The sequence below is a fragment of the Bradyrhizobium pachyrhizi genome, from assembly GCF_001189245.1.
Taxonomy (GTDB): domain Bacteria; phylum Pseudomonadota; class Alphaproteobacteria; order Rhizobiales; family Xanthobacteraceae; genus Bradyrhizobium; species Bradyrhizobium pachyrhizi.
This window is the reverse complement of record NZ_LFIQ01000035.1, coordinates 60343-86750: the sequence shown is the minus strand read 5'-3', so window position 1 is coordinate 86750 and position 26408 is coordinate 60343. Positions and strand designations below refer to the sequence as shown.

At 65.6% G+C, this 26408-nt stretch carries 15 protein-coding genes; 7 read left to right on the top strand and 8 right to left on the bottom strand.

Translation table 11 applies throughout. The features are described from left to right. Positions 1-28: 28 nt before the first annotated feature. The 3 genes from AKL29_RS04395 to AKL29_RS04385 all read left to right on the top strand — a co-directional run bounded on the left by AKL29_RS04395 (position 29) and on the right by AKL29_RS04385 (position 3750). Entirely contained in the window at positions 29-2740 is a 2712-nt protein-coding gene (locus AKL29_RS04395; RefSeq protein ID WP_028332699.1) for a sensor histidine kinase, read from the top strand. Next, positions 2737-3426, top strand: coding sequence for a response regulator (locus AKL29_RS04390; RefSeq protein ID WP_028332698.1), 690 nt, complete (start codon positions 2737-2739; stop codon positions 3424-3426). The genes AKL29_RS04395 and AKL29_RS04390 overlap by 4 nt, the downstream gene beginning before the upstream one ends. A gap of 84 nt (positions 3427-3510) precedes the next feature. Continuing rightward, positions 3511-3750 carry a DUF6496 domain-containing protein gene (locus AKL29_RS04385; RefSeq protein WP_028332697.1) on the top strand — a complete coding sequence of 80 codons (240 nt, stop codon included), beginning with the start codon at positions 3511-3513 and terminating at the stop codon, positions 3748-3750. 109 nt (positions 3751-3859) lie between these two features. On the opposite strand, the gene ku is transcribed toward AKL29_RS04385, so the two are convergent. Beyond that, positions 3860-4747, bottom strand: coding sequence for a non-homologous end joining protein Ku (gene ku / locus AKL29_RS04380; RefSeq protein ID WP_028332696.1), 888 nt, complete (start codon positions 4745-4747; stop codon positions 3860-3862). 115 nt (positions 4748-4862) lie between these two features. Here ku and ligD point away from each other — a divergent pair, with 115 nt between their 5' ends. Further along, the gene (ligD, locus tag AKL29_RS04375) at positions 4863-7505 is read left to right on the top strand and encodes a DNA ligase D (RefSeq protein ID WP_050383264.1); all 2643 of its coding nucleotides are present in this window, start codon (positions 4863-4865) and stop codon (positions 7503-7505) included. Between the two features lie 175 nt (positions 7506-7680). On the opposite strand, the gene AKL29_RS40300 is transcribed toward ligD, so the two are convergent. Continuing rightward, positions 7681-7845 carry a DUF3309 family protein gene (locus tag AKL29_RS40300; protein ID WP_082190472.1) on the bottom strand — a complete coding sequence of 55 codons (165 nt, stop codon included), beginning with the start codon at positions 7843-7845 and terminating at the stop codon, positions 7681-7683. Positions 7846-8013: 168 nt separating this feature from the next. On the opposite strand from AKL29_RS40300, the gene AKL29_RS04370 reads away from it, so the two are divergent. After that, positions 8014-8322 (top strand): polyhydroxyalkanoic acid system family protein, encoded by a 309-nt coding sequence (locus AKL29_RS04370; RefSeq protein WP_028332694.1) that lies wholly within the window; start codon positions 8014-8016, stop codon positions 8320-8322. A 9-nt stretch (positions 8323-8331) separates the two neighbouring features. Here the strand turns inward: AKL29_RS04370 and treY are convergent, their stop codons facing one another. The 6 genes from treY to AKL29_RS04340 are packed head-to-tail and all read right to left on the bottom strand — an operon-like array spanning position 8332 to position 22350. After that, the gene (treY, locus tag AKL29_RS04365) at positions 8332-11112 is read right to left on the bottom strand and encodes a malto-oligosyltrehalose synthase (protein WP_050383263.1); all 2781 of its coding nucleotides are present in this window, start codon (positions 11110-11112) and stop codon (positions 8332-8334) included. A gap of 4 nt (positions 11113-11116) precedes the next feature. Next, the gene (treZ, locus tag AKL29_RS04360; RefSeq protein WP_050383262.1) at positions 11117-12868 is read right to left on the bottom strand and encodes a malto-oligosyltrehalose trehalohydrolase; all 1752 of its coding nucleotides are present in this window, start codon (positions 12866-12868) and stop codon (positions 11117-11119) included. After that, positions 12865-14937, bottom strand: a complete 2073-nt coding sequence (glgX, locus tag AKL29_RS04355) for a glycogen debranching protein GlgX (RefSeq protein WP_050383279.1) — start codon at positions 14935-14937, stop codon at positions 12865-12867. Before glgX ends, treZ begins: the two co-directional genes overlap by 4 nt. A 3-nt stretch (positions 14938-14940) precedes the next feature. After that, a complete protein-coding gene (glgB, locus tag AKL29_RS04350) occupies positions 14941-17088 on the bottom strand; it encodes a 1,4-alpha-glucan branching protein GlgB (protein ID WP_050383261.1) in 2148 nt (715 codons plus the stop codon). Then, complete coding sequence (treS, locus tag AKL29_RS04345) at positions 17085-20390, bottom strand: maltose alpha-D-glucosyltransferase (protein ID WP_050383260.1); 3306 nt, start codon at positions 20388-20390, stop codon at positions 17085-17087. Before treS ends, glgB begins: the two co-directional genes overlap by 4 nt. Positions 20391-20400: 10 nt before the next feature. Continuing rightward, the gene (locus AKL29_RS04340; RefSeq protein ID WP_050383259.1) at positions 20401-22350 is read right to left on the bottom strand and encodes an alpha-1,4-glucan--maltose-1-phosphate maltosyltransferase; all 1950 of its coding nucleotides are present in this window, start codon (positions 22348-22350) and stop codon (positions 20401-20403) included. Between the two features lie 203 nt (positions 22351-22553). Between AKL29_RS04340 and malQ the strand changes: the two genes are divergently transcribed. Together malQ and AKL29_RS04330 are read left to right on the top strand one after the other, a co-directional pair. Then, entirely contained in the window at positions 22554-24500 is a 1947-nt protein-coding gene (gene malQ, locus AKL29_RS04335; protein WP_050383257.1) for a 4-alpha-glucanotransferase, read from the top strand. 18 nt (positions 24501-24518) lie between these two features. After that, positions 24519-26327: a glycoside hydrolase family 15 protein gene (locus tag AKL29_RS04330; RefSeq protein WP_050383256.1), complete on the top strand. Its 1809-nt coding sequence runs from the start codon at positions 24519-24521 to the stop codon at positions 26325-26327. Positions 26328-26408: the final 81 nt, after the last annotated feature.

The window sequence follows — 26408 nt, the reverse complement described above, 5'->3', positions numbered from 1 at the left end:
GCCCCTCGCAGGATGACTATATTGCGGTATGGCCAATCAGCGCGACCCTGACAAACGACCCTCGCCGGATGCGCTGCTGGAGGCGGCGCGCCGGGAGACCGATCGATCGGGACGGCTGAAGATCTTCATCGGCGCCGCCCCCGGCGTCGGCAAAACCTACGAGATGCTCTCGAGTGCTCACGCCCGCCTCAAGGCGGGCGTCGACGTCGTGGTCGGCGTCGTCGAAACCCACGGACGGGTCGAGACCGAGACGCTGCTGAAGGGCCTCGAGGTGCTGCCGCGGAAGCGGCTAACCTATCGCGACCAGACGCTCGAGGAGATGGACCTCGACGCATTGATCGCGCGGCGGCCGCAGCTCGCGCTGGTCGACGAGCTTGCCCATACCAATGCACCGGGCAGCCGGCATCCCAAGCGCTACCTCGACGTCGAGGAACTGCTGTCGCACGGCATCGACGTCTACACCGCGATCAACATCCAGCACATCGAGAGCCTCAACGACGTCGTCGCGCAGATCACCCATGTGCGGGTGCGCGAGACGGTGCCCGACTCGGTGGTCGATCGCGCCGATGCCATCGAGCTGATCGACCTGACGCCCGACGATCTGATCCAGCGGCTGAAGGAGGGCAAGGTCTATGTACCGAGACAAGCCGAACGGGCGCTGGAGCACTATTTCTCGCCCGGCAATCTCACCGCGCTGCGCGAGCTGGCGCTGCGCCGTACCGCCGAGCGGGTCGACGAGCAGCTGCTCAACCATATGCAGGCCAATGCGATTGCCGGACCCTGGGCCGCCGGCGAGCGCATCCTGGTCTGCCTGAGCGAGGATCCGCGCGCGGCCGGCCTCGTGCGCTACACCAAGCGCCTCGCCGACCGGCTGCATGCGCAATGGACCGCGGTCAGCATCGAGACGCGGCGCAGCCTGCAACTTTCCGACGAGCAGCGCGACCGGCTGGCCGACACCATGCGGCTCGCGGAATCGCTCGGCGGCGAGGCGCTGACGCTGCCAGGCGTCGGCCGCCGCATTGCAGACGACGTCATCAATTTCGCCCAGGCCAACAACGTCACCCAGATCATCATCGGCAAGTCGACGCGCTCGCGCTGGTTCGAGCTGACGCATGGGTCCGTGGTGCACGATCTGGTGCGCCGCGCCGGCAATATCAGCGTCAACGTGATTGCCGGCGACGAGCTGCCGGTCGGCAAGGCGGCGGTGCAGACCGCGCAGCGGCAGGAGCCGTTCAATCCGCGGCCCTATCTGATGGCGCTGCTGCTGGCGGCGCTCGGGCTCGGCGCGGCCAAGCTGATCCAGCCGTTCTTCGGCATCGAGAATGTCGACCTCGTCTTCCTCACCGCCGTGGTCGGCGCCGCCGCGCGCTACGGCCTCGGGCCGTCGCTGCTGGCGAGCGTCGCGGCCTCGCTGTGCTACAATTTCTTCTTCCTGCCGCCGGTCTATACCTTCACCATCACCGACCCGACCAATGTCGCGGCGTTCTTCTTCTTCATGCTGATCGCGCTCCTGGTCTCCAACGTCGCGGCGCGGGTGCGCACCCAGGCCGACACCGCAATCAGCCGGGTCCGCACCACCGAGTCGCTCTACGCCTTCAGCCGCAAGCTCGCCGGCACCGCGACGCTGGACGACGTGCTGTGGGCGACCGCCTACCAGATTGCGCTGATGCTCAAGGTGCGCGTGGTGCTGCTGCTGCCGGAGGACGGGATGCTGACCGTCAAGAGCGGCTATCCCCCGGAGGATCAGCTCGACCAGGCCGATCTCGCCGCGGCCAACTGGGCCTGGGGCAATGATCGCCCGGCCGGCCGCGGCTCGGATACGCTGCCGGGCGGAAAACGGCTGTTCCTGCCGATGCGCACCGGCCGCGGTCCGATCGGGGTGATCGGCATCGACGACGACCGCACCGGGCCGCTCTTGACGCCGGACCAACGCCGGCTGCTCGATGCGCTGGTCGACCAGGGCGCGCTGGCGATCGAGCGCGTGCTGCTGGTCGAGGACATGGATCGCGTCAAGCGCACGGTGGAATCCGACCGGCTGCGCGGCGCGCTCCTGACCTCGATCTCGCACGATCTCAAGACGCCGCTGGCCTCGGTGCTCGGCTCGGCCTCGGCGCTGCGCGACCTCGGCGCCAACCTGAGCGATGCGCAGAAGCACGATCTGCTCGCCACCGTGATCGACGAGTCCGAGCGGTTGAATCGGTTTATCGCCAATCTGCTCGACATGACCAAGCTGGAATCCGGCGCGATCGTGCCGAACACGGCGCGGCACGATGTCGGCGAGATCGTCGGCAGCGCGCTGCGCCGGGCGGGCAAGATCCTGGTGCATCACCGGGTATCGCTGGAGCTCGCGGCCGACCTGCCGATGCTGGAGCTCGACGCCGTGCTGTTCGAGCAGGTGCTGTTCAACCTGCTCGATAACGCCGCCAAATACGCCCCGTCGGACACCACGATCTCGATCCGCGGCGCGCGCGATCGCGACACCATCGCGCTGCAGATCCTCGACGAAGGCAACGGGATTCCCGCGGCCGAGCTCGAAAGCGTGTTCGACAAATTCTATCGCGCCGAGAAGGGCGATCATGTCCGTCCCGGCACCGGCCTTGGGCTTGCGATCTCGCGCGGCTTCGTCGAGGCGATGCGCGGCACGATCGCGGCGGCCAACCGCGCCGACCGTAGCGGCGCCGTCATCACCATCCGCCTGCCGATCCCCGCCGACACCAACGCGCTGGACACTGCTGCATGAACGCGACGCCGATCAAGGTCCTGGTCATCGACGACGAGCCGCCGATCCGCAAGCTGCTGCGGATGGGGCTGAGTACGCAGGGCTATGACATCCTCGAGGCATCCAACGGCAAGCTGGCGCTGGAGATGCTGGGTGAGGGACCCGCGCTGATCATCCTCGACCTCGGATTGCCCGACATCCAGGGCCATGACCTCCTGCGCATGATCCGCGGCCGCAACGAGAGCGTCCCGATCGTGGTGCTGTCGAGCCGCGGCGACGAGGCCGGCAAGGTGCAGGCGCTCGACCTCGGCGCCGACGACTACCTGACCAAGCCGTTCGGCATGGACGAATTGCTGGCGCGGCTGCGCGCGGCGCTGCGGCACCAGTTGCAGGTGCAGGGCGAGCGGCCGGTGTTCCGCTCCGGCGATCTCTCGGTCGACCTGGTGCGCCGGATCGTCAAGGTCGGCGACAGGGAGATCAAGCTATCGCCGAAGGAATATGACCTGTTGCGCGTGCTGGTTCAGCATGCCGGCAAGGTGCTGACCCACCGCTTCCTCTTGAAGGAATTGTGGGACGAACTGACCGACGCGCAATATCTGCGCGTCTATGTGCGCCAGCTTCGCCAGAAGATCGAGGCCGACCCGGAGCGTCCGCAATTCGTGCTGACCGAGACCGGCATCGGCTATCGGCTGCGCGCGGCGGACTAGGCACAAGCGCCGGACGGCTCACAACCCGCGATCTGGAACCATTGCTCGCGGCGAGGATTACTTTCCCTCACCGGGAGAGAAACCATGGCAAGGAAATATTCGCGGAAGGCATCGCGCGATGTCGAGGGCGCGATGAAGAAACGCAAGGCCGGCACGCTGCGCAGCGGCCGTTCCAAGAAGAAGGTGAAGAGCCGCAAGCAGGCGATCGCGATCGGTCTGTCCGAGGCGCGCGCCAAGGGCAGGAAGGTCCCGAAGAAGTCGTCCAAGAAGACGGCGAAGAAGCGCAAGACAGCCAAGAAGCGGAAGAGCTCGAAGAAGAAGTAGGGTTAGGCTGCCTGCTTCGTAACGGCCGGGCTTGACCCGGCCATCCACGTCGTTCTGACCAAGTCGATGGATGCCCGGGCAAGCCCGGGCATGACGAGTGAAATTTGCCTCACCCCGCCTTGCGTCGCCGCGCGTTTGACCTGTGCGTTTTCTTGGCGGCGCGGCGATGCGAGGTCGGGCGGCGCGCGGTGGAGCGCGAGCGCCTTGCGCCGCTCTTGCCGCCCTTGAGGCTCTGCTGCAGGGCGTCCATCAGGCTCACCACGTTGCTTGGCTTCTCCTCGCGCTCGGCGGCCTTGATCGGCTTGCCGGCGGCCTTGCGGCGGACCAGGGCCTTCAGTGCGGACTCATACTCGTCCTTGAATTTCGACGGATCGAAATGCGCGGCCTTGCTGTCGAGGATATGGCCGGCGAGCTCGATCATGTCTTTCGTGACCTTCGGGCTCTTGATGTCGTCGAAATAATCGTCGGCGTCGCGCAGCTCGTAGGGGTAGCGCAGGGTGGTGCCGAGCATGCCCTTGTCGAGCGGCTCGATCGCGATCACATGCTCGCGGTTGGTCAGCACGATCCGCGCCAGCGCGACGCGGTCCTGATCCTTCATGGCGTCGCGGATCACCGCGAACGCGTCGACGCCGGCCTTGCCGTCGGGCCTGATGTAGTAGGGGTGGTCGAGATAGCGCTTGTCGATCTCGCCCTCGGGCACGAAGCTGTCGATGTCGATGGTATGGTTGCTCTCGATCTGGACCGCTTCGAGCTCGTCCTTCTCGATCTCGACATATTTGCCCTTGCTGACCTCGTAGCCGCGGCCCTTCTGGTCGCCCTCGACAACGTCGCCGGTCTCGGTATCGACCATCTGCTGCTTCAGCCGGTTGCCGGTCTCGCGGTTGATCATGTGGAAGCGGGTCTTCTCGACCGCGGTCGAGGCCGGGTAGAGCGCCACCGGACATGACACCAGCGAGAGCTTGAGCGTGCCTTTCCAGTAGGCGCGAGGAGCGGCCATGATCGCCTCCAAACAGCTTGAGTTTGGAACTTGAACGGATACCGTGGGTTTTGGTTCCTGATGGCCGCACGGAGGCGGCGGCCGTCGTTTGCGCCGAGGTTTGCCGAGGTTTGTTGTGTCGCTGAGAAACCTGTCCACCTATCGCAAGAAGCGCGACTTCGAGAAGACCAGCGAGCCGTCAGGCGACGTCAAGGTCGCACCCAGCAAGCAGCGGCGCTTCGTCATCCAGAAGCACGACGCGACGCGGTTGCATTACGATCTGCGGCTCGAATTCGACGGCGTCTTCAAGTCCTGGGCGGTGACGCGCGGGCCGTCGCTCGATCCGCATGACAAGCGGCTGGCGGTGGAGGTCGAGGATCATCCGCTCGACTATGGCGATTTCGAAGGCACCATTCCCGAAGGCCAGTATGGCGGCGGCACGGTGCAACTGTGGGATCGCGGCACCTGGGAATCGGACGATCCCGAGCGCGGCTTCAAGAAGGGCGACCTGAAGTTCACGCTTGAGGGCGACAAGCTGCACGGCAGCTGGGTACTGGTGCGGATGAAGGGCGACCGCTTTGGCGGCAAGCGCACCAACTGGCTCCTGATCAAGCACCGCGACGAATATGCCGTTGACGGCAACGGCGAGGAGGTCCTCGACGAGGACCGTTCGGTCGCTTCCGGACGCTCGATGGCGCAGATCGCGGCCGGCAAGGGCCGGGCGCCCAAGCCGTTCATGCTGGCCAAGGGCAACGGCAAGGCCAAGGCGGACGCGGTTTGGCAGTCCAACCACGGCATGGCTGCGGACGCGCGCGCCAGGACCAAGGCGCCGGCGCCCAAGGACCGGCTGAAAGTGGCGCGGCAGGCGAAACCGAAGCAGGTATCGGAGATGCCCGATTTCGTCGCGCCGCAGCTCTGCGCCGCGGTGGAGTCTCCACCCAATGGCACGGGCTGGTGCCACGAGATCAAGTTCGACGGCTACCGCGTGCAGCTCCGCGTCGAAGACGGCGAGGCCGTGCTGAAGACGCGCAAGGGGCTCGACTGGACCGCCAAGTTCGCCGCGATCGTGAAGGAGGCTTCGAAGCTGCCCGACGCGCTGATCGATGGCGAGATCGTCGCGCTCGACAAGAACGGCACGCCGCATTTTTCGACGCTGCAGGCTGCGCTCTCCGACGGCAAGACGGATCGGCTGATCTTCTACGCCTTCGACCTGCTGTTCGCCGGCATCGAAGACCTGCGCCCGCTGCCGCTCGCCGAGCGCAAGACGCGGCTGAAGCAGTTGCTCGCGGCGCGCAAGGGCAAGAACCTCCTGATCCGCTATGTCGAACATTTCGAGCAGCGCGGCGAGGCGGTGCTCGAATCCGCGCGCAAGCTCGGCCTCGAGGGCATCGTCTCCAAGCGGCTCGACGGTGCCTATCGTTCCGGCCGCTCCGACGACTGGACCAAGGCAAAAATCCGCGCCGGCCATGAGGTGGTGCTCGGCGGCTGGAAGACCACCAATGGCAAATTCCGCTCGCTGATGGCGGGCGTCTATCGCGGCGATCATCTGGCTTTTGTCGGCATCGTCGGCACCGGCTTCGGCCAGGACACGGTCCGCCGCATCATGCCGGCGCTGAAGGCGGCGGAGGCGGACAAGAGCCCGTTCGGCGGCAAGGACGCGCCGAAGAAGACCCGCGACGTGCACTGGCTCAAGCCGGAGCTGGTCGCCGAGATCGAGTTCGCCGGCTGGACCGACGCCGGCAATATCCGCCAGGCCGCCTTCAAGGGCCTGCGCCAGGACAAGCCGGCGCACGAGGTCGAGGCCGAGCGGCCGGTTGTAACCAAAGTGGTGAAGCCGATGGCCAAGGGCGTGGCGAAGAAGGGCGCCGGGAAGGCGTCCAGCGAGGTGATGGGTGTCGTCATCTCGCACCCGGACAAGGCGCTGTGGCCTGATGCGGGCGATGGCGAGCCGGTGACCAAGCTCGACCTCGCGAACTATTTCGAGGCGGTTGGCGAATGGATGATTTCCTATCTCAAGGGCCGGCCGTGCTCGATCGTGCGTGCGCCCGACGGCATCAAGGGCGAGACCTTCTTCCAGCGCCATGCGATGGCCGGCACATCAAAATTGCTCAAGCTTGCGAAGGTCTCGGGCGACCGCAAACCCTATTTGCAGATCGACCAGATCGAGGGCCTGGCGGCGGTCGCGCAGCTCGGCGGCCTCGAACTGCATCCCTGGAATTGCGCGCCGGATGCCTATGACACGCCGGGCCGGCTGGTGTTCGATCTCGATCCCGCGCCCGATGTCGCGTTCACCGACGTGATCGACGCCGCCAAGGATATGCGGCAACGGCTGACCGCGGTCGGCCTCGAAAGCTTCTGCAAGACCACCGGCGGCAAGGGTCTGCACGTCGTCACGCCGCTGCTCGCAGGCAGCAGGGACAAGGTGACGTGGAAGGAGGCCAAGGCGTTCGCGCAGGCGATCTGCCAGTGGATGGCGCAGGACGATCCCGAGCGCTATCTGATCAACATGTCCAAGGCCAAGCGCACGGGAAAGATCTTCCTCGACTATTTGCGCAACGACAGGATGTCGACGGCAGTCGCGGTGTTGTCGCCGCGGGCGCGTCCGGGGGCGACGGTGTCGATGCCGCTGACCTGGTCGCAGCTGCGCGGTGATCTCGATCCGAAGAAATTCACGCTGCGCACTGTGCCGGCCTTGCTCGCGAAGACGAAGGCCTGGGATGGCTACGAGGACGCGGCGTCGTCGATCAAGTCGGCGATGAAGACGCTCGGCGCGCAGTAGAAACTGTTGGGCAAGCGCGCCGCTGGCTTGGTTCGTCATACCCCGCGGAAGCGGGGTATCCAGTACGCCGCGGCTTATCGGTTCAATCGCAAGCGTCTCTGGAATACTGGATCACCCGCTTGCGCGGGTGATGACAGTCATTGATGGGGATCATCGGGCGCAGTGGCGCCGCGCGCTACAATCGTCCCATCAGCAGCAGGATCAGCAGGATCACGATGACCAGGCCGAGCCCGCCGCCGCCGTAATAGCCGGTGCCGTAAAACGGTCCGCCGCCGATGCCGCTGAAGCCGCCAAGCAGCGCAATGACCAGGATGATGAGAATGATCGTTCCAATTGACATCTAGCGTCTCCTCAGCCCCGCGGGCCCGTCTCGTTTCTGCCCTTCGGGAAGGAAAACAACCCGTAACTGTGAAGGTTCCGGAGCTGGCGGTGCGATAAACCTGTGTGGTTCTTCCGTTTGCCTTGGAACAGAACTACATCAACGAAATCCACGGAGGAGTGCATCGCAATGTCGGCGCCGCTGATCGTTTCGATACCCCATAGCCTCGGCCGCGACGAGGCGATGCGCCGCTTGAAAACGGGCCTGTCGCGCGCGACGGCGAACCTGCCGGTCATGAGCGTCGAGGAGGAGCGCTGGGACGACAACCGGATGAGCTTTCGCGTCCGGGCGCTGGGGCAGGTCGCGGCCGGGCATGTCGATGTCGAGGATGCCCATGTGCGGGTCGAGGTGACGCTGCCGTGGCTGCTGCAACGGTTCGCCGAGGTCGCGCAGGCGGCGATCCGCAAGCGCGGGCAATTGCTGCTGACCAAGCGCTGACGCAGGACGTCAGGCGTGCGAGCGCGCCTGCTTGGCGGTGCGTTTCGTCCCCGCGACCCTTGTCTTGAGCACGGCAACCGGCAGATTGCCGAACAGTTCCGGGAGCTGAATCCTGGTTGCGCCATCCCTGAGCGCATATCCAGCTGCGTCGATTTCACCCTCAAAAGCTCCGGGGCGCGGCCAGCTGCGGCCGCCCTGCGTGAACGGGGCGAATGATCTTGCCACCGCAACGATGGCCGCCTCGCGGCCATGGCGTCGCGCGAAGGCAATGACGTGATCGCGGTGCGGGCCGCTGACGGCGAGCGGCACGTAGTCGCCGCTGGTGAACACATCGGCCATCTCGCTGCGGAGCCGTAGCAGATGCCGCGTCCATGCGAATTTGAGACGGCCGTCGCGCCAGTTTTGCGCCAGCGCATCCCAATCCGGCATCTCCAGTGCGGCGAGCATTCCTGCCCGTTCGGTAAAGTCGACCGGGCGGCGGTTGTCCGGATCGACCAGCGAAAGATCCCAGCTTTCGGTGCCCTGGTAGAAATCCGGCACGCCCGGCATGGTTGCCTTCAGCGTGATCTGGCTGAGCGAATTCAGCGCGCCGATCAACGCGGTCCGTTGCGCGAGCGTGTCCAGCGCTTGGAGAAATTCGGGTGAGGCCTTGCGATCGAGGATCCGCTCGATGAAGGCTTTCACGCCCGCCTCGTAAGGCTCGTGCGGATTGAGCCAGCTGGTTTCCTGCTTACCCTCGCGCGCCGCCTTCAGCGCGTACGCCTGGATGCGGGCGGCGAGCGACGCATCATCGGGATCCCAGGCACCGAGCAGGGCCTGATACAGCATGTATTCGAACGTCGCCGATGGCGCGCGCATCTCGCCGTCGAGCACCAGATGCGGCGCATTCATCACTTTCCAGCGCGCCACCGCGCTGGTCCATTCGCCAGGGATTTCCGCAAGCGCCATGATGCGGGCGCGGGCGTCCTCGCCGCGCTTGGTGTCGTGGGTCGCGGTCGCCGTCATGCCGTGCGGCCATTCGCGGGCGCGGGCCTGCATCATGGCGTGGAAGGTCTCGGGCGCGATCGCGCTCGCCGCCGGATCGCCGCCGACCTCATTGAGCGCCAGCAGCCGGTGATAGCGATAGAAGGTGGTATCCTCCAGCGACTTCGCCATCATCGGCCCGGTGAATTGCTGCACCTTCAGCGCGAAGCGCCGGACCCTCGGTGCGCCATGCGGCGGCCGGCCGGGCTGCAATAGGTCCATGGTTAAGGCATCGCGCAGGAAATCGAAGATGCCTTCGTCGGCGGCGAACCAGTCGGCGCGGGCGCGCTTGATGGTCTCGCTGATCAGCGTGCGGTCATGCGCGGCTGGTCCCGAGGCGGTGAGATAGGTTCGATAGACCGGAAAGTGCAGCACGTAGAGCTCGAGAGCCTGCCGCAGACTGTCGCCGGAGAAGTCGCGGGTCGAGTAGTGTCCGCTGGCAATGCGCGCGAGCAGCCGCGTCAGCACCGTGAATTCGCTGGTGAGCAGCGTCTCCAGCACGCGCTGCTTGGCCTCGCGCAACACCGGCGTCAGGTTCGGCGACTGGTTGCTGATCTGGCGCCAGATCTCGTTGAGCGGATCGAGGCCGCGACCGTCGACCAGTGCCTGGCTGATCGTGTTCATCCATTCATAGCCGGTGGTGCCGTGAACGCCGCTGAATTTCAGCAGCTTCTCGTCCTCGCCGAGGATCTTCTCGATCACCATGTAGAACGGCCTGGCCTTCGTGCCCTGCGCGGAGCGGACCAGACGGCGCAGCCGCTGGAAATACTGCGCGGGATCGCGCAGGCCGTCGATATGGTCGAGCCGCAGGCCCTGCAGCCGGTCTTCCGCGATCAGCCGCTTGACGAGGCTATGGCTCGCCTCGAAGGTAGCAGCGTCCTCGACCCGGAGGCCGGCCAGCGTGTTGACGTCGAAGAAGCGGCGATAGTTGATGTCGCTGGACGCCAGCCGCCAGTGGCCGAGCTTGTAGTGCTGGCGTTCCAGCAAATGATGCAGTGCCAGCGTCTGGGTCGGGCGGTCCTCACCGGCGCGATAGGCATCGAGGCCGCGTGCGATGATGTCGGCACCGCCCTCGATCGCCTTGATCGCCGCCTTCAGCGCCGGCGCTTCGGCGCGGTTGGGGTGACGCAGCCCCCGGTATTGCGCGGCGAGCTCGAGCATCGCGCGTCCGGTCGGGCTGTCTTCGGCGGCGGCCTCGCGGACGACGGTGCGCAGCACCTCGCCATAGCGCTCCGGCGCGATCGGCAGGCGGTGCTCGAAATACCAGGCCGAGAAGCTTCCCTCGTTCGCGTCATAGCGCAGCTCGATGTCGCCGCGCTCCAGCGCCTGGCCATAGGACGAGCCGAGGATCGGCAACAGCACGCCGCCGCGCGCACGATAGGGCAGCTGGTCCCAATCGATGTCGAAGGAGATCGCGTGCGGCGACACCGGTCCCCATTCCAGCACATCGAGCCACCACGGATTGTCGGCGAAGTGAACGCCGACATGGTTCGGCACGAAATCCAGGATCAGGCCGAGATCATGGCGCTTCAATGCATCGCTCAGCCGCGCAAAGCCCTCCTCGCCGCCGAGCTCCGGATTGAATTTGGTGTGATCGACGACGTCATAGCCGTGGGTCGAGCCCTTGCGCGCCTTCATGAAGGGCGACGCATAGACATGGCTGATGCCGAGCGCCTTCAGATAGGGCGTCACGCCGGCGGCGGCATCGAAGTCGAAATCGGCAGTGAGTTGCAGTCGGTATGTCGCGATCGGGATCGCCGGAGGCATTGTGCTATCCGATGTGCCAGCGCACCGCCCAGCCGGGGAGGTCGCTCGACAACGCGCCGCCCCAGATCGCAGTTCCCTTCGGCTCCGGTCCATCGGGGATGTCACGATCGGACAAATTGGCTGTCAGCCGCAGCGTGCCGCCGTCGCCCATCTGCCAATGCGCCGTCAGCAGGTCGCCCGCCACGATGGCGTCGCCGAAGCGGCACCCTCTGAGCCGGGGAACGATCTCCTGCCGGCGCACGGCGAGCAGGTCGCGCACCAGCGCAAGCCGCGCGCGCGCCGGATCATGGCCGATCGCCGCCCAGTCGAGCACGGCCGACCGCACGGTTTCGTCGGCAAGCGGGTCGGGAATGTCGTCGCCATATTTGGCATAGGCCCAGGCGAACTCCTTGCGCCGTCCGGCGCGGACGGCATTGGCTAGATCGCCCTTGAAATCGCAGAAGAACGGGAAGGGCGTCGTCGCGCCCCATTCCTCGCCCATGAACAGCATCGGCGTGGTCGGCGCGATCAGCGTTACCGCCAGCGCCGCCGCGACCGCCTCCGGCCTGGCAATGCTGACGAGACGATCGCCGAGCGGCCGGTTGCCGATCTGGTCGTGGTTCTGCAGGAAGTTGATGAAGCAGGTCGGCGACAGCATGCCGCTCGGCTCGCCGCGGGCCTTGCCGCCCCAGAACTCCGAGACTTCGCCCTGGTAGATGTAGCCGGACGACAGCGCGCGTGCGAGGTCCTGCTTCGGCGCCCGGTAGTCGCCATAATAGCCCTGGGTCTCGCCGGTCAGCAGCACGTGCCAGGCGTGATGATAGTCGTCGTTCCACTGGCCGCGGAATTTGCCGTGCGGCGGATCCTCGGCGGCATCGAGCAGGCTTGCAATGTTGTCGCCGTTCTCGAGCACGAGGTTGATGTAGCGGCCGGTCTCGGTGGCGAGCTTGCCGGCGGCGTTGCTGAAGTCATGGAGCACGGAGACTTCGCCGGCTTCGACGATGGTATTGACCGCATCGAACCGCAGGCCGTCGAAGCGATAGTCGCGCAGCCAGCTCACCACGCTGCCGATCGCAAACGCGCGCACCTCGGGCACGCGATAGTCGATCGCGCTGCCCCACGGGGTGTGCGCGTTACTGAAAAAGGACGGCGCATAGCGGCCGAGATAATTTCCCTCGGGCCCGAAATGGTTATAGACCACGTCGAGCATCACCATCAGCCCGCGCAGATGCGCTTCGTCGATCAGGGTCTTGAGGTCCTCGGGACGGCCGTAGGCGCTGTCGGGTGCGTACCACAGCACGCCGTCATAACCCCAGTTGCGCCCTCCGGCGAAATCCGCCAGCGGCATCAGCTCGAGCGCGGTGATGCCGGTCGCGACGAGATGATCGAGCTTGTCGATCATGGCGCGATAGGTGCCCTCTCGTGTGAAGGTGCCGACATGGGCCTCGAGGACGACGGCCTCATGCCAGGGACGGCCGCGCCAGTCCGTCGCGCGCCACTTGAAGGCGGCGTGGTCGATCACCTCGCTCGGGCCGAACACGTCGTCCGGCTGGAATGCGGAGGCGGGATCCGGCACATCGACTTCGTCATCGATGCGGAATTTGTAACGCGTGCCGGCGCCCGCGCCCGGGATCTCGGCGATATACCAGCCGGCGGCATCGCGCGTAAGCCGATGCGGTTTGTCGAGCAGGAGGTCGACGCGCTTGGCCGCCGGCGCCCAGAGCCGGAAGCGCGTGCCGTCAGGTGTCAGCTCGGCGCCGAAATGTTGTCTATTCATGTGGAGCCTGCAAATGCCAGCACCGAGCGCGGCGGTGCCCTGGTATCGGCGCCGGATGCGAACTGCTCAGCCGTTTGTTCGGCCTTGGTCGTGTTCAAGACCTGCCGCCAGCTCTTGTATTCCGCCATCCTCGGCATCCTGAACACGATCTCCTGCGGTGCGGCATTGAGCACGATAAAGATCGGCGCCTGTCCTGGTTCCATCGGCCCCAGCACATAGGCGAGGAATCGGCTCTCCGGGAATTTCCAGTCGGATTCCTTCATCTCCTCCGCTGCCGGCGTCAGCCAGAGCACGCCGTAGCTGCCGTCGGTGCGGCGGCCGTCGAGCCAGCGTTGGCAGCGGATCTGGCCGAAGCGCTGGCGCAGCGCAGTGAGGTGGCCGATGAAATCGATGGCGTCGTCGTCGGTGTCGAGGTTCTCCCAGCCGATCCAGCCGGTCTCGTTGTCCTGGCAATAGGCATTGTTGTTGCCACCTTGCGTGTTGGCGACCTCGTCGCCGGCGAGGATCAAGGGCGTGCCCTGTGCCAGCAGCAGGCAGGCCAGCGCATTCTTCCTGAGCTGGCGGCGCAGCGCGATGATGGCGGGATCGTCGATCGGGCCTTCATGGCCGCAATTGTTGCTGTGATTGTCGTTGGAGCCGTCGCGATTGTCCTCGCCATTGGCCTCGTTGTGCTTCTCGTTGTAGCTGAAGAGATCGGCGAGCGTGAAGCCGTCATGTACCGTGATGTGGTTGACGCTGGCGCGGGTCGCGCGGTTGTCGTGGTGAAACAAATCCGACGACGCGGTCATGCGGCCCGAGATGTCGCCGATCAGGCTGCCTTCGCCGCTCCAGTAGCGCCGCATCGCGCTGCGATAGCGATCATTCCATTCCGACCATTGCGATGGAAACGCACCGACCTGGTAGCCGCCGAGACCGAGGTCCCAGGGCTCGGCGACCATCTTGGCGGTTGCCAGCACCGGGTCCTGGCGGATCGCGGTGAGGAAGGGGTGGTTGCGATCGAATCCGTTCGGCCCGCGCGCCAGCGTGGTAGCCAGATCGAAGCGGAAGCCGTCGACATGGCAGACCTCGACCCAGTAGCGCAGCGAATCCATCACCATCTGCAGCACGCGCGGATGGGTGAGGTTGACCGAGCTGCCGCAGCCGGTGAAGTCGTCGTAGAAGCGCGGGTTCTCGCGGTTCAGCCAGTAATACGAGGCATTGTCGATGCCGCGGAAGCACAGCGTCGGGCCCATATGGTTACCCTCGGCGGTGTGGTTGTAGACGACGTCGAGCAGCACCTCGATGCCGGCATCGTGCAGCCGCGCCACCGTGGTGCGGAACGAGTCGAGCGCATTGTCCTGGGCGTAACGCGCCTCCGGCGCGAAGAAGGCGATGGTGTTGTAGCCCCAGTAGTTCGCCAGTTTCTTCTCGACCAGGATACGGTCATCAATCAGGCCGTGGATCGGCAACAGCTCGATCGTGGTGACGCCGAGCCGCTTGAGGTGGGCGATCATCGCCGGCGACGACAATCCGCCATAAGTGCCGCGCAGGTTCGGCGGCACGTCCTCGCGCTTCTGCGTCAGGCCCTTGACGTGAGCCTCATAGATGATGGTGTCTTCCCAGGGAATGTGCGGCCGGATCTCGCGGCGGCCCCAGTTGAAGGTCTCGTCGACCACGACCGCCTTCGGCATGCCGCGGGCATTGTCGCGCCGGTCGAACGAGAGGTCCTCGCGCGCGCTGCCGGTGCGGTAGGCGAAATGCGCATCGCTCCATACCAGCCGGCCGGCGAGCCGCTTGGCGTAGGGATCGAGCAGCAGCTTGTTGGCGTTGAAGCGATGGCCGCGCTCCGGCGCGTAGGGCCCGTAGACGCGATAGCCGTAGAGCTGGCCCGGCGAGACGTCGTTGAGATAGCAGTGCCAGACGTCCTCGGTGCGCTCCGGCATCTCGATCCGCTCGAGCTCGCGGCGGCCCTGGCCGTCGAACAGGCACAGCTCCACCTTCTCCGCATTCGCTGAGAACAGCGCAAAATTGGTGCCTCTGCCGTCCCAGCTTGCACCGAGCCGTGCGGACGTACCCCCGGTCAGTCGCATCAATCAGCTTTCCGGTACGAGGAAGATCGCAGCCAGCGGCGGAATGGTCAGGCTCAGTTCGGGCGTGGCGTCCTCCGATGCGCGCACCTCGCCGACATTGCCGACATTGGTGCCGCCGTAATGTGCGGAATCCGAGTTGAACACCTCGTGCCACTTGCCCGCGAAGGGCACCCGGACGCGATAGTCGCGGTAGACGCTGGGTGAGAAGTTCGCGATCACGAGGCAGCGTGCGCGCGCATCATTGCCCTTGCGGATCCAGGCGAACACATTGTTGTTGGCATCGTCGGTGATGACCCACTCGAAGCCGGCCTGGTCGCAGTCGAGCTCGTGCAGCGCCGGCAGCGCGCGATAGAGCCGGTTGAGGTCGCGGACCAGGTTCTGGATGCCGCTGTGCTTCGGTTGTTGCAGCAGATGCCAATCGATCGAATAGTCGTGATTCCACTCGCGTTCCTGGCCGAACTCGCAGCCCATGAACATCAGCTTCTTGCCGGGGTGGCCGAACATGAAGCTGTAATAGGCGCGCAGATTGGCAAAGCGCTGCCAGTCGTCGCCGGGCATGCGGCCGAGGATCGAGCGCTTGCCGTGCACGACCTCGTCGTGGGACAGCGGCAGGATGAAGTTCTCCGAGAAGGCGTAGTGCAGGCCGAACAGGATGTCGCCGTGATGGTATTTGCGGTGGATCGGGTCCTTGCCGATATATTTCAGCGTGTCGTGCATCCAGCCCATGTTCCACTTGTAGCCGAAGCCGAGCCCGCCATATTCGACGGGACGCGACACCTGCGGCCATGCGGTGGATTCCTCCGCCGCCGTCGTCGCCTGCGGAAAATGCGCGAACAATTCGGTGTTGAAGCGGCGCAGGAAGTCGATCGCCTCGATGTTTTCCCGGCCGCCATATTTGTTCGGGATCCAGCCGCCGGCGGGACGGCTGTAGTCGAGATAGAGCATCGAGGCGACGGCATCGACGCGCAGCCCGTCGATGCCATAGCGATCAAGCCAGAACAGCGCATTCGACACCAGGAAGTTGGTGATCTCGGTGCGCCCGTAATTGTAGATCAGCGTACCCCAATCGAGGTGACGGCCCTGCAGCGGATTGGCGTGCTCGTAGAGCGCGGTGCCGTCGAAATTGCCGAGCCCGTGCGGATCGTCGGGGAAATGCCCGGGCACCCAGTCGAGCAGCACGGCGAGCCCTGCGCCGTGGCAGGCGTCGATCAGCGCGGCAAAATCGTCCGGCGAGCCGAAGCGGCTGGTTGGCGCAAACATGCCCGTCGGCTGGTAGCCCCAGGAGCCGTCGAACGGATGCTCTGATATCGGCAGGAATTCGACATGGGTAAAGCCCATGTCGCTGGCATAGGCCGGCAGCTGCTCCGCCATCTCGCGATAGGTCAGCCACTCGTTGCGACCCTTGCGCCGCCACGATCCGAGATGGACCTCGTAGATCGACATCGGCGAGCTCAGCGCGTTGACGCGATCCGGCGCCGGGCGCGGATGCGGGATCCTGCGCTCGTCGATCACGATCGAGGCGGTCTTCGGGCGCACCTCGGCGGCGAACGCCAGGGGATCGGACTTCAGCGGCAGATGCTGGCCGTTGCGCCCGATGATCTCGAACTTGTAGTGATCGCCGACCCGCGCGCGCGGGATGAACAGCTCCCAGTATCCTGCACCGCGCACCCGCATCGGGTGGCGGCGGCCATCCCAGAAGTTGAAGTCGCCGACCACGCTGACCCGGCGCGCATTCGGCGCCAGCACCACGAAGCCGATGCCGTCGACGCCGTCGAGCGTCATCGGATGGGCGCCGAGCGTGTCGTAGACGCGCTGATGGGTGCCTTCGCCGAGCAGATAGAGATCGAAATCGCTCAGGATCGGCGGAAAGCGGTAGGCATCCTCCAGCTCGACGACGTTGTCACCGAAGCGGGCGCGGAGCTGGTAGCGCGTCGAGCCGTTCGGCAGGGGGCCTGCGAACAGGCCGGCGTCATGGATCCGCGCCAGCTGTGCGGTCTCGCCATGCTCGCCGATCGCCTCGACATTGCTGGCATCGGGCAGGAAGGCGCGCACGACGTTGCGATCCCCCTCGGGGTGAAGCCCGAGATAGTGGAAGGGGTCGGAGTGGCGGCCCTCGATGATGGCATAGGCCTCGGCGGGCAGTTTGCTCATGCAACCTCATGCGGCTGTTGCGCCAGGATCCTCAGCAGGCCGGTGAGCGGCACCCGCAGCCAATCCGGCCGGTTGGCCAGCTCATACTCGATCTCATAGAAGGCTTTCTCAAGCAGGAAAAAATTGAGCAGGCGATCGGCCGTCTTGGCGTCGGCGGGCCACAGCCGCTGGCCGGCCACCGTCTCGCGATAGGCCGCCAGCAGGGTATCCGCAGCCTGGTCGCGCCATTCGGCCAAGGCGAGGCTCAACCGGCCGCTCTCATCGGGGGAGACCTTGAGCGTCCGTTCCAGCGCGGCGGTCGCCGCATAGTCGATCGAACGGATCAGGCCGGCGACGTCGCGCGCCGGCGATGCCTTGCGCCGCCGCTCGGCGATGGTGCGGCCCGGTCCGCCGTCGAAATCGATGATGAAGACGTCGTCCTTGACCACCAGCAACTGACCGAGATGCAGGTCGCCGTGATGGCGGATGTTGAAGCCGTCGGTTTCTCGCGGCAGCAGTGCCTTGAGCCGCTCCGGCAGCGTGTCATGCTGGGCCTGCAACTGATCGGCCAGCAGCCGGTCGGCCTCCTTCAGGGAGCCGCGCCGCTGCTTCAGCGTATCGAACACGCGCTCGGCCCGCGCCATGATCTCGTCGGCCCAGCGCTGCAGGTCGTCGGGCTTGGTCGGCTCGGGCGCGAAGTCCGGCAGGTCGCGGTTGCTGGCGAGCGCCAGATGCAGCTCGGCGAGCCGCTTTCCGCTATGCGACATGTGGCGCAGATAGGTGGCCTGGTCGCCGTTCTCCACGGGGTGCTCGCTCACTGTCAGCAGGCGCTGCCGTTCGACCAGGCGGTCGAGGTGTGCGCCTGCGATGGTCCAGAGGTCGCCCTGGTTGACGACCATCGCATGCAGGACGGCGATGGCGCTGCGCTTGTCGCCCTCGATCAGCTCGGCGGTGCCGAGCAAGGCGGGGGTGTTCGGAAAGTTGACCACCTCGGTGAGGAAGCGGCCCATCTCGATCTCCGGATTGATGCCAACCTCGAGCTTGCGGTAGATCTTGGTGACATATTCGTTGTCGACCAGCGCGGTCGAATGCGGCTGGTCGTTCTCGAAGACCCGGATGCGCTCGGGCTGCCGCACCGGCCGGTCGGAGAAGCGGCTGGTCGGCCGGAATTCGAGCTTGAGGCCTTGCTCACCTTCGTCGACCGTGAGGTTTTCCCGCAAGTTGCGCAGGAACAGGCCGGTGAAGATCTGGTCGGTGGCGACATCGAGCAAGGTGCCTTCGCGCGCACCCTGGCGCACGGCGGCGAATGCGCGCGGATTGTAGCGCTCGCGGTCGAAGCGCACCCACTCGATCTGCATCGGCAGCACATAGCGGCTGGTGGTGCCGCGCTGCGTGGTCTCGAAGAAGGCGAGCCACGGCCGGTTGTCGCCGATGTCGCAGAACGGGATCGCGGCGACCAGCATCGGCTGGATCGCGCTCGCGGATCGTTCCGGATACCAGCGCGTGCGGGCGAGATGGCCGGGCAGCACGTCGTGCTCGAACACGCCGCGGGTGCGCGCCAGTGACATCCAGGTCGAATTCAGCGGCACCACCAGCGTCTCGAATTCCGGCACCGCGCGCGGCGTCACCGGCTCGGACTTGTCGCGCTCTTGCAGCTGGAACCAGTAGAAGCCGTACGGCGCGAGCGTGATCATGTAGGGCAGCTCGCCGATCGCGGGAAAGCGCGTGCGCCCGAGCATCTCCAGCGGAATGCGGTCCTTGAAGGCGGAGAGGTCGAGCTCGGTGGCCTGCGCCGACCGCGACAGATTGGCGACGCACAGGATCGCTTCGCCCTGGTACTGGCGCACATAGGCCAGCACCGAGCGGTTCTCCGGGCGGATGAAGGTCATGGTGCCGCGCCCGAAGGCGAGCGTCGACTTGCGTACCGCGATCAGCCGCTTGGTCGCCGACAGCAGCGACGACAGGCTGCGCGACTGCGCCTCGACATTGACGGATTCATAGCCGTAGACCGGGTCCATGATCATCGGCGCGTAGAGCCGCGCCGGGTCGGCGCGCGAGAAGCCGCCGTTGCGGTCCGGCGACCACTGCATCGGCGTCCGCACGCCGTTGCGGTCGCCGAGATAGATGTTGTCGCCCATGCCGATCTCGTCGCCGTAATAGATGATCGGCGTGCCCGGGAACGACAGCAGCAGCGAGTTCATCAGCTCGATCTTGCGCCGGTCGTTGTCCATCAGCGGCGCAAGGCGGCGGCGGATGCCGACATTGATGCGGGCGCGTGGATCGTTGGCGTAGGTCGACCATAGATAGTCGCGCTCGACGTCGGTGACCATTTCCAGCGTCAGCTCGTCGTGATTGCGCAGGAACAGCGCCCACTGCGCAGCGGCGGGAATGTCGGGCGTCTGCCGCAGGATGTCGGTGATCGGAAAGCGGTCTTCCTGGGCGATCGCCATGTAGATGCGCGGCATCAGCGGGAAGTGATAGGCCATGTGGCATTCGTCGCCATGGCCGAAATATTCCTGCACGTCCTCCGGCCATTGATTGGCTTCGGCCAGCAGGATCTTGCCCTTGGCATAGGCATCGAGCTCCTGGCGCAGCTGCTTGATGATGGCATGCGTCTCCGGCAGGTTCTCGTTGTTGGTGCCGTCGCGCTCGCACAGATAGGGAATGGCGTCGAGCCGGAAGCCGTCGACGCCGGTGTCGAGCCAGCGCTTCATCACCTGCACGATGGCGCGCACCACGCGCGGATTGTCGAAATTCAGGTCCGGCTGGTGCGAGAAGAAGCGGTGCCAGTAGAACTGGCCGGCCTCCGGATCCCAGGTCCAGTTCGACTTCTCCGTATCGGTAAAGATGATCCTTGTATCGAGGTATTTCTGGTCCGTGTCGCTCCAGACGTACCAGCTGCGCGCGCTCGAATTGGGCGGGCTGCGGCGCGCGCGCTTGAACCACGCATGCTGGTCCGAGGTGTGGTTGACGACGAGCTCGGTGATGACGCGCAGGCCGCGCTTCTTGGCCTCCTGGATAAAGCGCTTGAAGTCCTTCATCGTCCCGAAATCGGGATTGATGTCGCCATAGTCGCCGATGTCGTAGCCGTCGTCGCGGCCGGGCGAGGGATAGAACGGCAACAGCCACAGCGCGGTGACGCCGAGCTCCTGCAGATAGCCGAGTTTCTCCGTCAGCCCCGCGAAGTCGCCGATGCCGTCATTGTTGCTGTCGGCAAATGCCTTGACATGCAGCTGGTAAATGATCGCGTCCTTGTACCACAGCTGGTCCGCAGTATCGGTTGCGACCTTCTCCTGGGTATTGACGGAGGAGAATACGTTCATGACGGCTCCTTCAGGCGACACAGCGCAGCAGCAACGCGGGATCGCGCGCAGGATCTATACGTAGACGGATGCCTCCCCATTCGAGCGCGTGGCGCTCTCCGGTGACAAGGTCTTCCACTGCCGAGACGGGGCGGCGGGCATCGCCACGGCCGACCATGACGTCGCCGAGCGGCAGCCAGACCTCACGCAGCTCGGCTGACAATGCAATCGCGGCCGCGATCACATTGCCCTGATCGACCGCCTCCTTGATGAAGCCGATCACGCCGCCGTCATCGACACTGATAAAGCGCAAATTGGCGAATTGTTGCAGGGCCGGATTGCCGCGTCTGATCCGGTTGAGAGCCGCGATATAGGGCTTGATGTTCCCCGGCTGCTCCCAGTTGCGTACCCTGATCTCGTACTTCTCGGAGTTGAGATATTCCTCGCGGCCGGGGACCGGCGTGTGTTCGAGCAATTCGAAGCCGCTGTAGATGCCATAGCTGCTTGAAAGCGTCGCGGCGAGCGCGAGACGCGACTTGAACATCCAGGATTCGCCGCTTTGCAGGTGGAAGGGCAGGACGTCCGGTGTGTTGACGAAGAAATTCGGCCGAAAGAAGTCACGCTCGGGATAGGAGGCCAACTCGCCGAGATATTGTTCGAGCTCGAAGCGCTGCGTCCGCCAGGTGAAATAGCTGTAGGACTGTGTGAAGCCGAGTTTGGCGAGGCCCTTCATCAGTTTCGGGCGCGCGAAGGCTTCCGCAAGGAACAGCACGTCCGCGTCGCGCTCCCGCACCTCGCGGATCAGCCACTCCCAGAACGCCAGCGGCTTGGTGTGCGGATTGTCGACCCGGAAGATCCTGACGCCCTGTTCGACCCAGAACAGCACGACGTCGCGCAGCGCGCGCCACAGGGCGCCGGCGTCTTCGGATCCGAAATCCGGGTTGACGACATCCTCCCAGCGCTGCGGGGGATGCTCGGCGGTGCGCATCGATCCGTCCGGGCGCCGCTTGAACCACTCTGGGTGCTCGGTCAGCCAGGGATGATCGGGGGAGCACTGCACGGCGAAATCGAGCGCGACCTCGAGGCCATGCGCCTGGCTTGCCGCCACGAAGGCGCGGAAGTCGTCGAGCGTGCCGAGTTCCGGATGCACGGCGTCGTGGCCGCCCTCGGCTGCGCCGATCGCATAGGGGCTGCCGGGATCGCCCGCCTGCGCGGTCGTGGCATTGTTGCGGCCCTTGCGGTGCTGCCGGCCGATCGGGTGGATCGGCGCGAGCAGGACGACGTCAAAGCCCATCGCGGCGATGTCGGGAAGCCGCGCGATGCAGTCGTTGAAGGTTGCATGCATGCCCGGTGTCTTGCCCTGGCTGCGCGGAAACATCTGGTACCATGCGCCGCTGCGCGCCCGCGGGCGGTCCGCGGTCAGCGCGTAGAGCTGCGATCGCATCAGATCGCGGCGAAACTGGCTGCCGGCCATCGCCTCCCGCAATTCGGGCGCGAGCAGCGCACCTGGTTCGCCGGTCTGCAGAAAGATTTCGCACTGCCTGATGATGACGGCCGCCGCCGCCGGGCTGCCGGCCTGCGCCTGGGTCAGCATGCCCGCGCCCTCGAGCGCGTCCAGCGTGTGATCGCTGCCGTCGCGCGGCTTCTGCTCGAAGCGATGCCGCCAGCTGGCGAATTCATCGGTCCAGGCCTCGATCGCGAAGGCGTAGCGGCCGGGCCGGTCGGGCACGAAAGCGCCGCCCCAGCGGTCATCGCTGTGCGCCGTCATCGGCGCGACCTGCCATTCGCTGTCGCCCTCGCGCCGCCACACCAATGCCGCCGATATCACGTCATGTCCGGCACGGTAGATGTCGGCCCACACCTCGACAGGTTCGCCCACAATGCGCTTGACCGGAAAGCGGCCGCCATCAACCGACGGATAGACATCGGTGATATGAAAAGTGCCATGGGCACTCTCGACAGGCCGGAGGGTTTTGTTCACGGTGATGCCGCCATTAAAAATGCAAATGACGTCCCGGCGCCGGGAAGGAGGCGCGCCAGACCCATATAGAAAGCCGCTCGCCGGGCAATGGTTCCCGGTGGGAACGCCGGATAGGGTAGAGCGTTGAACATCAACTATCCCTTTCCCGTATCTGTACAATTTAGCAACGATCCACCAACCGTTGCGAGCAGGCAGCGTGCCGAATGGACCTTTACGCCAAAGCCCAAACCCTGGGAATCCAGACCGAGTATATCGATGGCAGCGGTCACCGCCGTGTGACAACCCCCGAGGCGCTCACGGCGATCCTCGACGCGCTGCCGCCGCAGGCGCCCCGTCGGATCATCGCCGATCCCGTGGTGGTCAGAGGCGGCCAGGCTGCGCAAACGCAGCTCTCGGAAGCTGCCCGGCTTCCGGTGCAATGGAAGCTTGCGAATGGCGCCGGGGTGCTCGCGCAGGGCGAGGCGCGTGAGCGAAGTGTGACGTGGCCGTCGGGTCTGCCCGAAGGCGTGCACCGGTTGCAGCTGTCCGACGCATCTGGCAGCGAGGAGCTGCCGCTGCTGGTGGCGCCGCAGGGCGCCTTCGGCGGCGAGTTCGACCGCTGCTGGGTGATCGCGGTGCAGCTCTACGGCGTGCGGTCAGCGCGCAACTGGGGCATCGGTGACTTCACCGACCTGCAGCACCTGCTCGAATTGGCCCACCGGCTCGGCGCCGACGGCGTCGGGCTCAATCCGCTGCATGCGCTGTTCGACGATCGGCCCAGCGATTGCAGCCCGTACTCGCCGAACAGCCGGCTGTTCCTCAATGCGCTCTACATCGACGTCGAGCAGATTCCCGAATTCCGTGTCGATGCCGAGACCAAGGCCGCGCTGGCACCGCTCCGCAGCCACGACATGGTCGACTATGTCGGCGTCGCGGCGCAGAAATGGCCCGCGCTGCGCGCGGCGTTCTCGGCCTTCAAGGCCAATCCCGGCCTCGGCCGCTGGCAGGACTTCGAGGCCTATCGCAACGAGCAGGGCACGCTGCTGTCGCGCTTCGCCTGCTTCGAGGTGATGCGGCACAAATTCAACACGCCGTGGTGGGAATGGCCGGACGAATGGCGGCAGCCGAGCGATGCAGCTTGTGCCAGATTGCGCCGCTCGCGCGACTCTGCCGCTGAGGTCGAGTTCGTCGAATTCGTGCAATGGACCGCGGACCGTCAACTCGGCGCCTGCCAGGCGCTTGCGCACAAGCTCGGCATGCGGGTCGGGCTTTATCTCGACGTTGCCGTCGGCGTGCAGTCGGACGGGTTCGACGCCTGGAATGAGCAGATCGCGATCTCGCGCCATCTCGGCGTCGGCGCGCCGCCGGACCCGCTCAACACGGCGGGCCAGGACTGGGGGCTTGCCGGCTTCAATGCCGCGGGTCTTGAACAGCGCTCGTTCGAGCCGTTCAGGCAGATGCTGCGCGCCTCGATGCACCACGCCGGCGCAATCAGGCTCGACCACGCGTTCGGGCTTAAGCGGCTCTATCTGGTGCCGCGCGGCTTCGGCCCGGCCAATGGCGCCTATGTGCTGATGCCGTTCGAGGCGCTGCTGGCGGCGACCGCGCAGGAGAGCGTGGCGAGCCGCTGCGTCGTGATCGGCGAGGACCTCGGCACTGTACCTCCCGGGTTCCGCGAGCAGATGAACGGCTGGGGCATCTGGTCCTATCTCGTGATGATGTTCGAGACCGACGACCAGGGCGTCTTCCGCAACGCCGACTACTATCTGCCGAATGCGCTGGTGACCTTCAACACCCACGACCTCTCGACCTATGCGGGCTGGCGCTCGTTCAGCGACCTCAAGACCAAGCGTGCGCTCGGGATCGATCCCGGCGAGACCGACGAGGGGCGCTGGCGCGCGCTCGGCCAGCTCGACGACGTGCTGCGCCGGCACGACATCCACGCGAACGATTTCTATTCGGTGGCGAGCTTCCTGGCGCGGACGCGGTCGCGGATGATGGCGGTGTCGATGGAGGACCTGCTCGGCATTGTCGAGCAGCCGAACATTCCCGGCACCGTCTACGAGCATCCGAACTGGAAGCAGCGGCTCCCGGTCTCGATCGAGCATCTCGCGTCGGCAATCGACGTCGACGCCCTCAAGCACGCGACCCGCGAGCGCTCGCACACCTGACAACGCGGAGCGCAGCGCGTGGCCTCTCGTATCGAAGACTATGGACTGATCGGAGATTGCGAGACCGCCGCGCTGGTCGGCCGCGACGGCTCGATCGACTGGCTGTGTTGGCCCGCGTTCGATTCCGACCCCTGCTTCGCGGCGCTGCTCGGCACGTCGAGGAATGGCCGCTGGCTGCTGGCACCCGCTGGCGAGATCAAGCAGACCTCGCGGCGCTACTGGGACGATACGCTGATCCTGGAGACCCGGTTCGAGGCGGAAGGCGGCGCGGTCGCGCTGATCGACTTCATGCCGCCGCGTGGCAACGCCTCCGATGTGGTCCGCCTCGTTCGCGGCATCAGCGGCCGCGTCAAGATGCACATGGAGCTGGTGATCCGCTTCGGCTTCGGCGTCGATGTCCCCTGGGTGCGAAAGAATCCGGATGGCGACGGACTTCTGGCGATCAGCGGGCAGGACATGACCGTGCTGCGCACGCCGGTCGAAACCCGCGGCAAGGATCTGACCACGTTCGCCGATTTCGAGGTCGGCGAGGGCGACACCGTGCCGTTCGTCCTGACCTATGGACCGTCCTATCACCCGGTGCCGGAGCCGATCGACCCTGAGGCTGCGCTGAAGGACACCGAGGAATATTGGCGGGAATGGTGCAGCCGTTCGACCTATGACGGCAGCTATCAGCGCGCCCTCGTGATGCGCTCGCTGATCACGCTGAAGGCGCTGACCTTCAGGCCGACCGGCGGCATCGTCGCGGCACCCACCACGTCGTTGCCGGAAAAGCTCGGCGGCGCGCGCAATTGGGACTACCGGTTCTGCTGGCTGCGCGACGCCACCTTTACGCTGCTGGCCCTGATGAATTCGGGCTACACCGAGGAAGCGGCAGCCTGGCACAACTGGCTGCTGCGGGCCGCAGCCGGCGCGCCGGCCAACATGCAGATCATGTACGGCATCCTGGGCCAGCGGCGCCTCCTGGAATGGGAGGCCGGATGGCTGTCCGGCTACGAAGGGGCGCAGCCGGTACGCGCCGGCAACGCCGCGCATGCGCAGCTTCAGCTCGACGTCTATGGCGAGTTGATCGACGCCTTCCATCAGTCCCGCATGGCCAAGCTGAAGCTCGACGAAGAGAACTGGTCGCTGGAGTGCACCGTCGTCACCCATCTCGCCGATGTCTGGGATCAGCCGGATCACGGCATCTGGGAACGCCGCGGCACTCCCAGACACTACGTGTTCTCCAAGGTGATGTGCTGGGTCGCCTTCGACCGCGCCATCAAGAGCGCGGAGCGGTTCGGCTTCAAGGGGCCGCTGGTCAAATGGCGGGTGCTGCGCGAGGCCATCCATCGCGACATCTGCCAACGGGGCTTCGACCCTGAGCTCAACAGTTTCGTCGAGAGCTATGGCTCAAAGCTGCTCGACGCCAGCCTGCTGCTGCTGCCGTCGGTCGGCTTCCTGCCGCCGGGCGACCCGCGCATCCGTGGCACGATCGAAGCGGTCGAGCGGCACATGATGCGCGACGGGTTCGTGCTGCGGCACGATCCGCGCGAGGTGTCCGATGAGGTCCAGCCCATCGAGGGCGCGTTCCTGGCCTGCAGCCTGTGGCTAGCCGACGCTCATGTGCTGGCAGGAGATGTCGACAAGGCGCAGACCATGTTCGACCGCGTGGTCGCGGTCGCCAACGATCTCGGACTGTTGGCCGAGGAGTTCGATTCCGGCGCCGGTCGGCAGACCGGCAATTTCCCGCAGGCGCTGACCCATATCGCGTTGATCAACACCGCGCACAATCTCAGCGCTGCCAGGGCCGACGCCGAGAAGCCTGCGGTGCAGCGTTCGACTTAAGCGCGATGAAGTGAAATTGAACCTGCGGCCACGGCGATGCTGCCTCCCTCTCTCCTGCTTGCAGGCCGCCGCAGCCGCGTG

What these genes read in the sequence shown, in the direction of transcription:
- AKL29_RS04395 (WP_028332699.1), top strand. Translation starts at nt 29, where the DNA reads ATGGCCAATCAGCGCGACCCTGACAAACGACCCTCGCCGGATGCGCTG.
- malQ (WP_050383257.1), top strand. Translation starts at nt 22,554, where the DNA reads ATGGACCTTTACGCCAAAGCCCAAACCCTGGGAATCCAGACCGAGTAT.
- ku (WP_028332696.1), bottom strand. Translation starts at nt 4,747, where the DNA reads ATGGCCGCTCCTCGCGCCTACTGGAAAGGCACGCTCAAGCTCTCGCTG.
- AKL29_RS04385 (WP_028332697.1), top strand. Translation starts at nt 3,511, where the DNA reads ATGGCAAGGAAATATTCGCGGAAGGCATCGCGCGATGTCGAGGGCGCG.
- AKL29_RS40300 (WP_082190472.1), bottom strand. Translation starts at nt 7,845, where the DNA reads ATGTCAATTGGAACGATCATTCTCATCATCCTGGTCATTGCGCTGCTT.
- treY (WP_050383263.1), bottom strand. Translation starts at nt 11,112, where the DNA reads ATGCCTCCGGCGATCCCGATCGCGACATACCGACTGCAACTCACTGCC.
- treS (WP_050383260.1), bottom strand. Translation starts at nt 20,390, where the DNA reads ATGAACGTATTCTCCTCCGTCAATACCCAGGAGAAGGTCGCAACCGAT.
- treZ (WP_050383262.1), bottom strand. Translation starts at nt 12,868, where the DNA reads ATGAATAGACAACATTTCGGCGCCGAGCTGACACCTGACGGCACGCGC.
- AKL29_RS04370 (WP_028332694.1), top strand. Translation starts at nt 8,014, where the DNA reads ATGTCGGCGCCGCTGATCGTTTCGATACCCCATAGCCTCGGCCGCGAC.
- AKL29_RS04390 (WP_028332698.1), top strand. Translation starts at nt 2,737, where the DNA reads ATGAACGCGACGCCGATCAAGGTCCTGGTCATCGACGACGAGCCGCCG.
- glgX (WP_050383279.1), bottom strand. Translation starts at nt 14,937, where the DNA reads ATGCGACTGACCGGGGGTACGTCCGCACGGCTCGGTGCAAGCTGGGAC.
- glgB (WP_050383261.1), bottom strand. Translation starts at nt 17,088, where the DNA reads ATGAGCAAACTGCCCGCCGAGGCCTATGCCATCATCGAGGGCCGCCAC.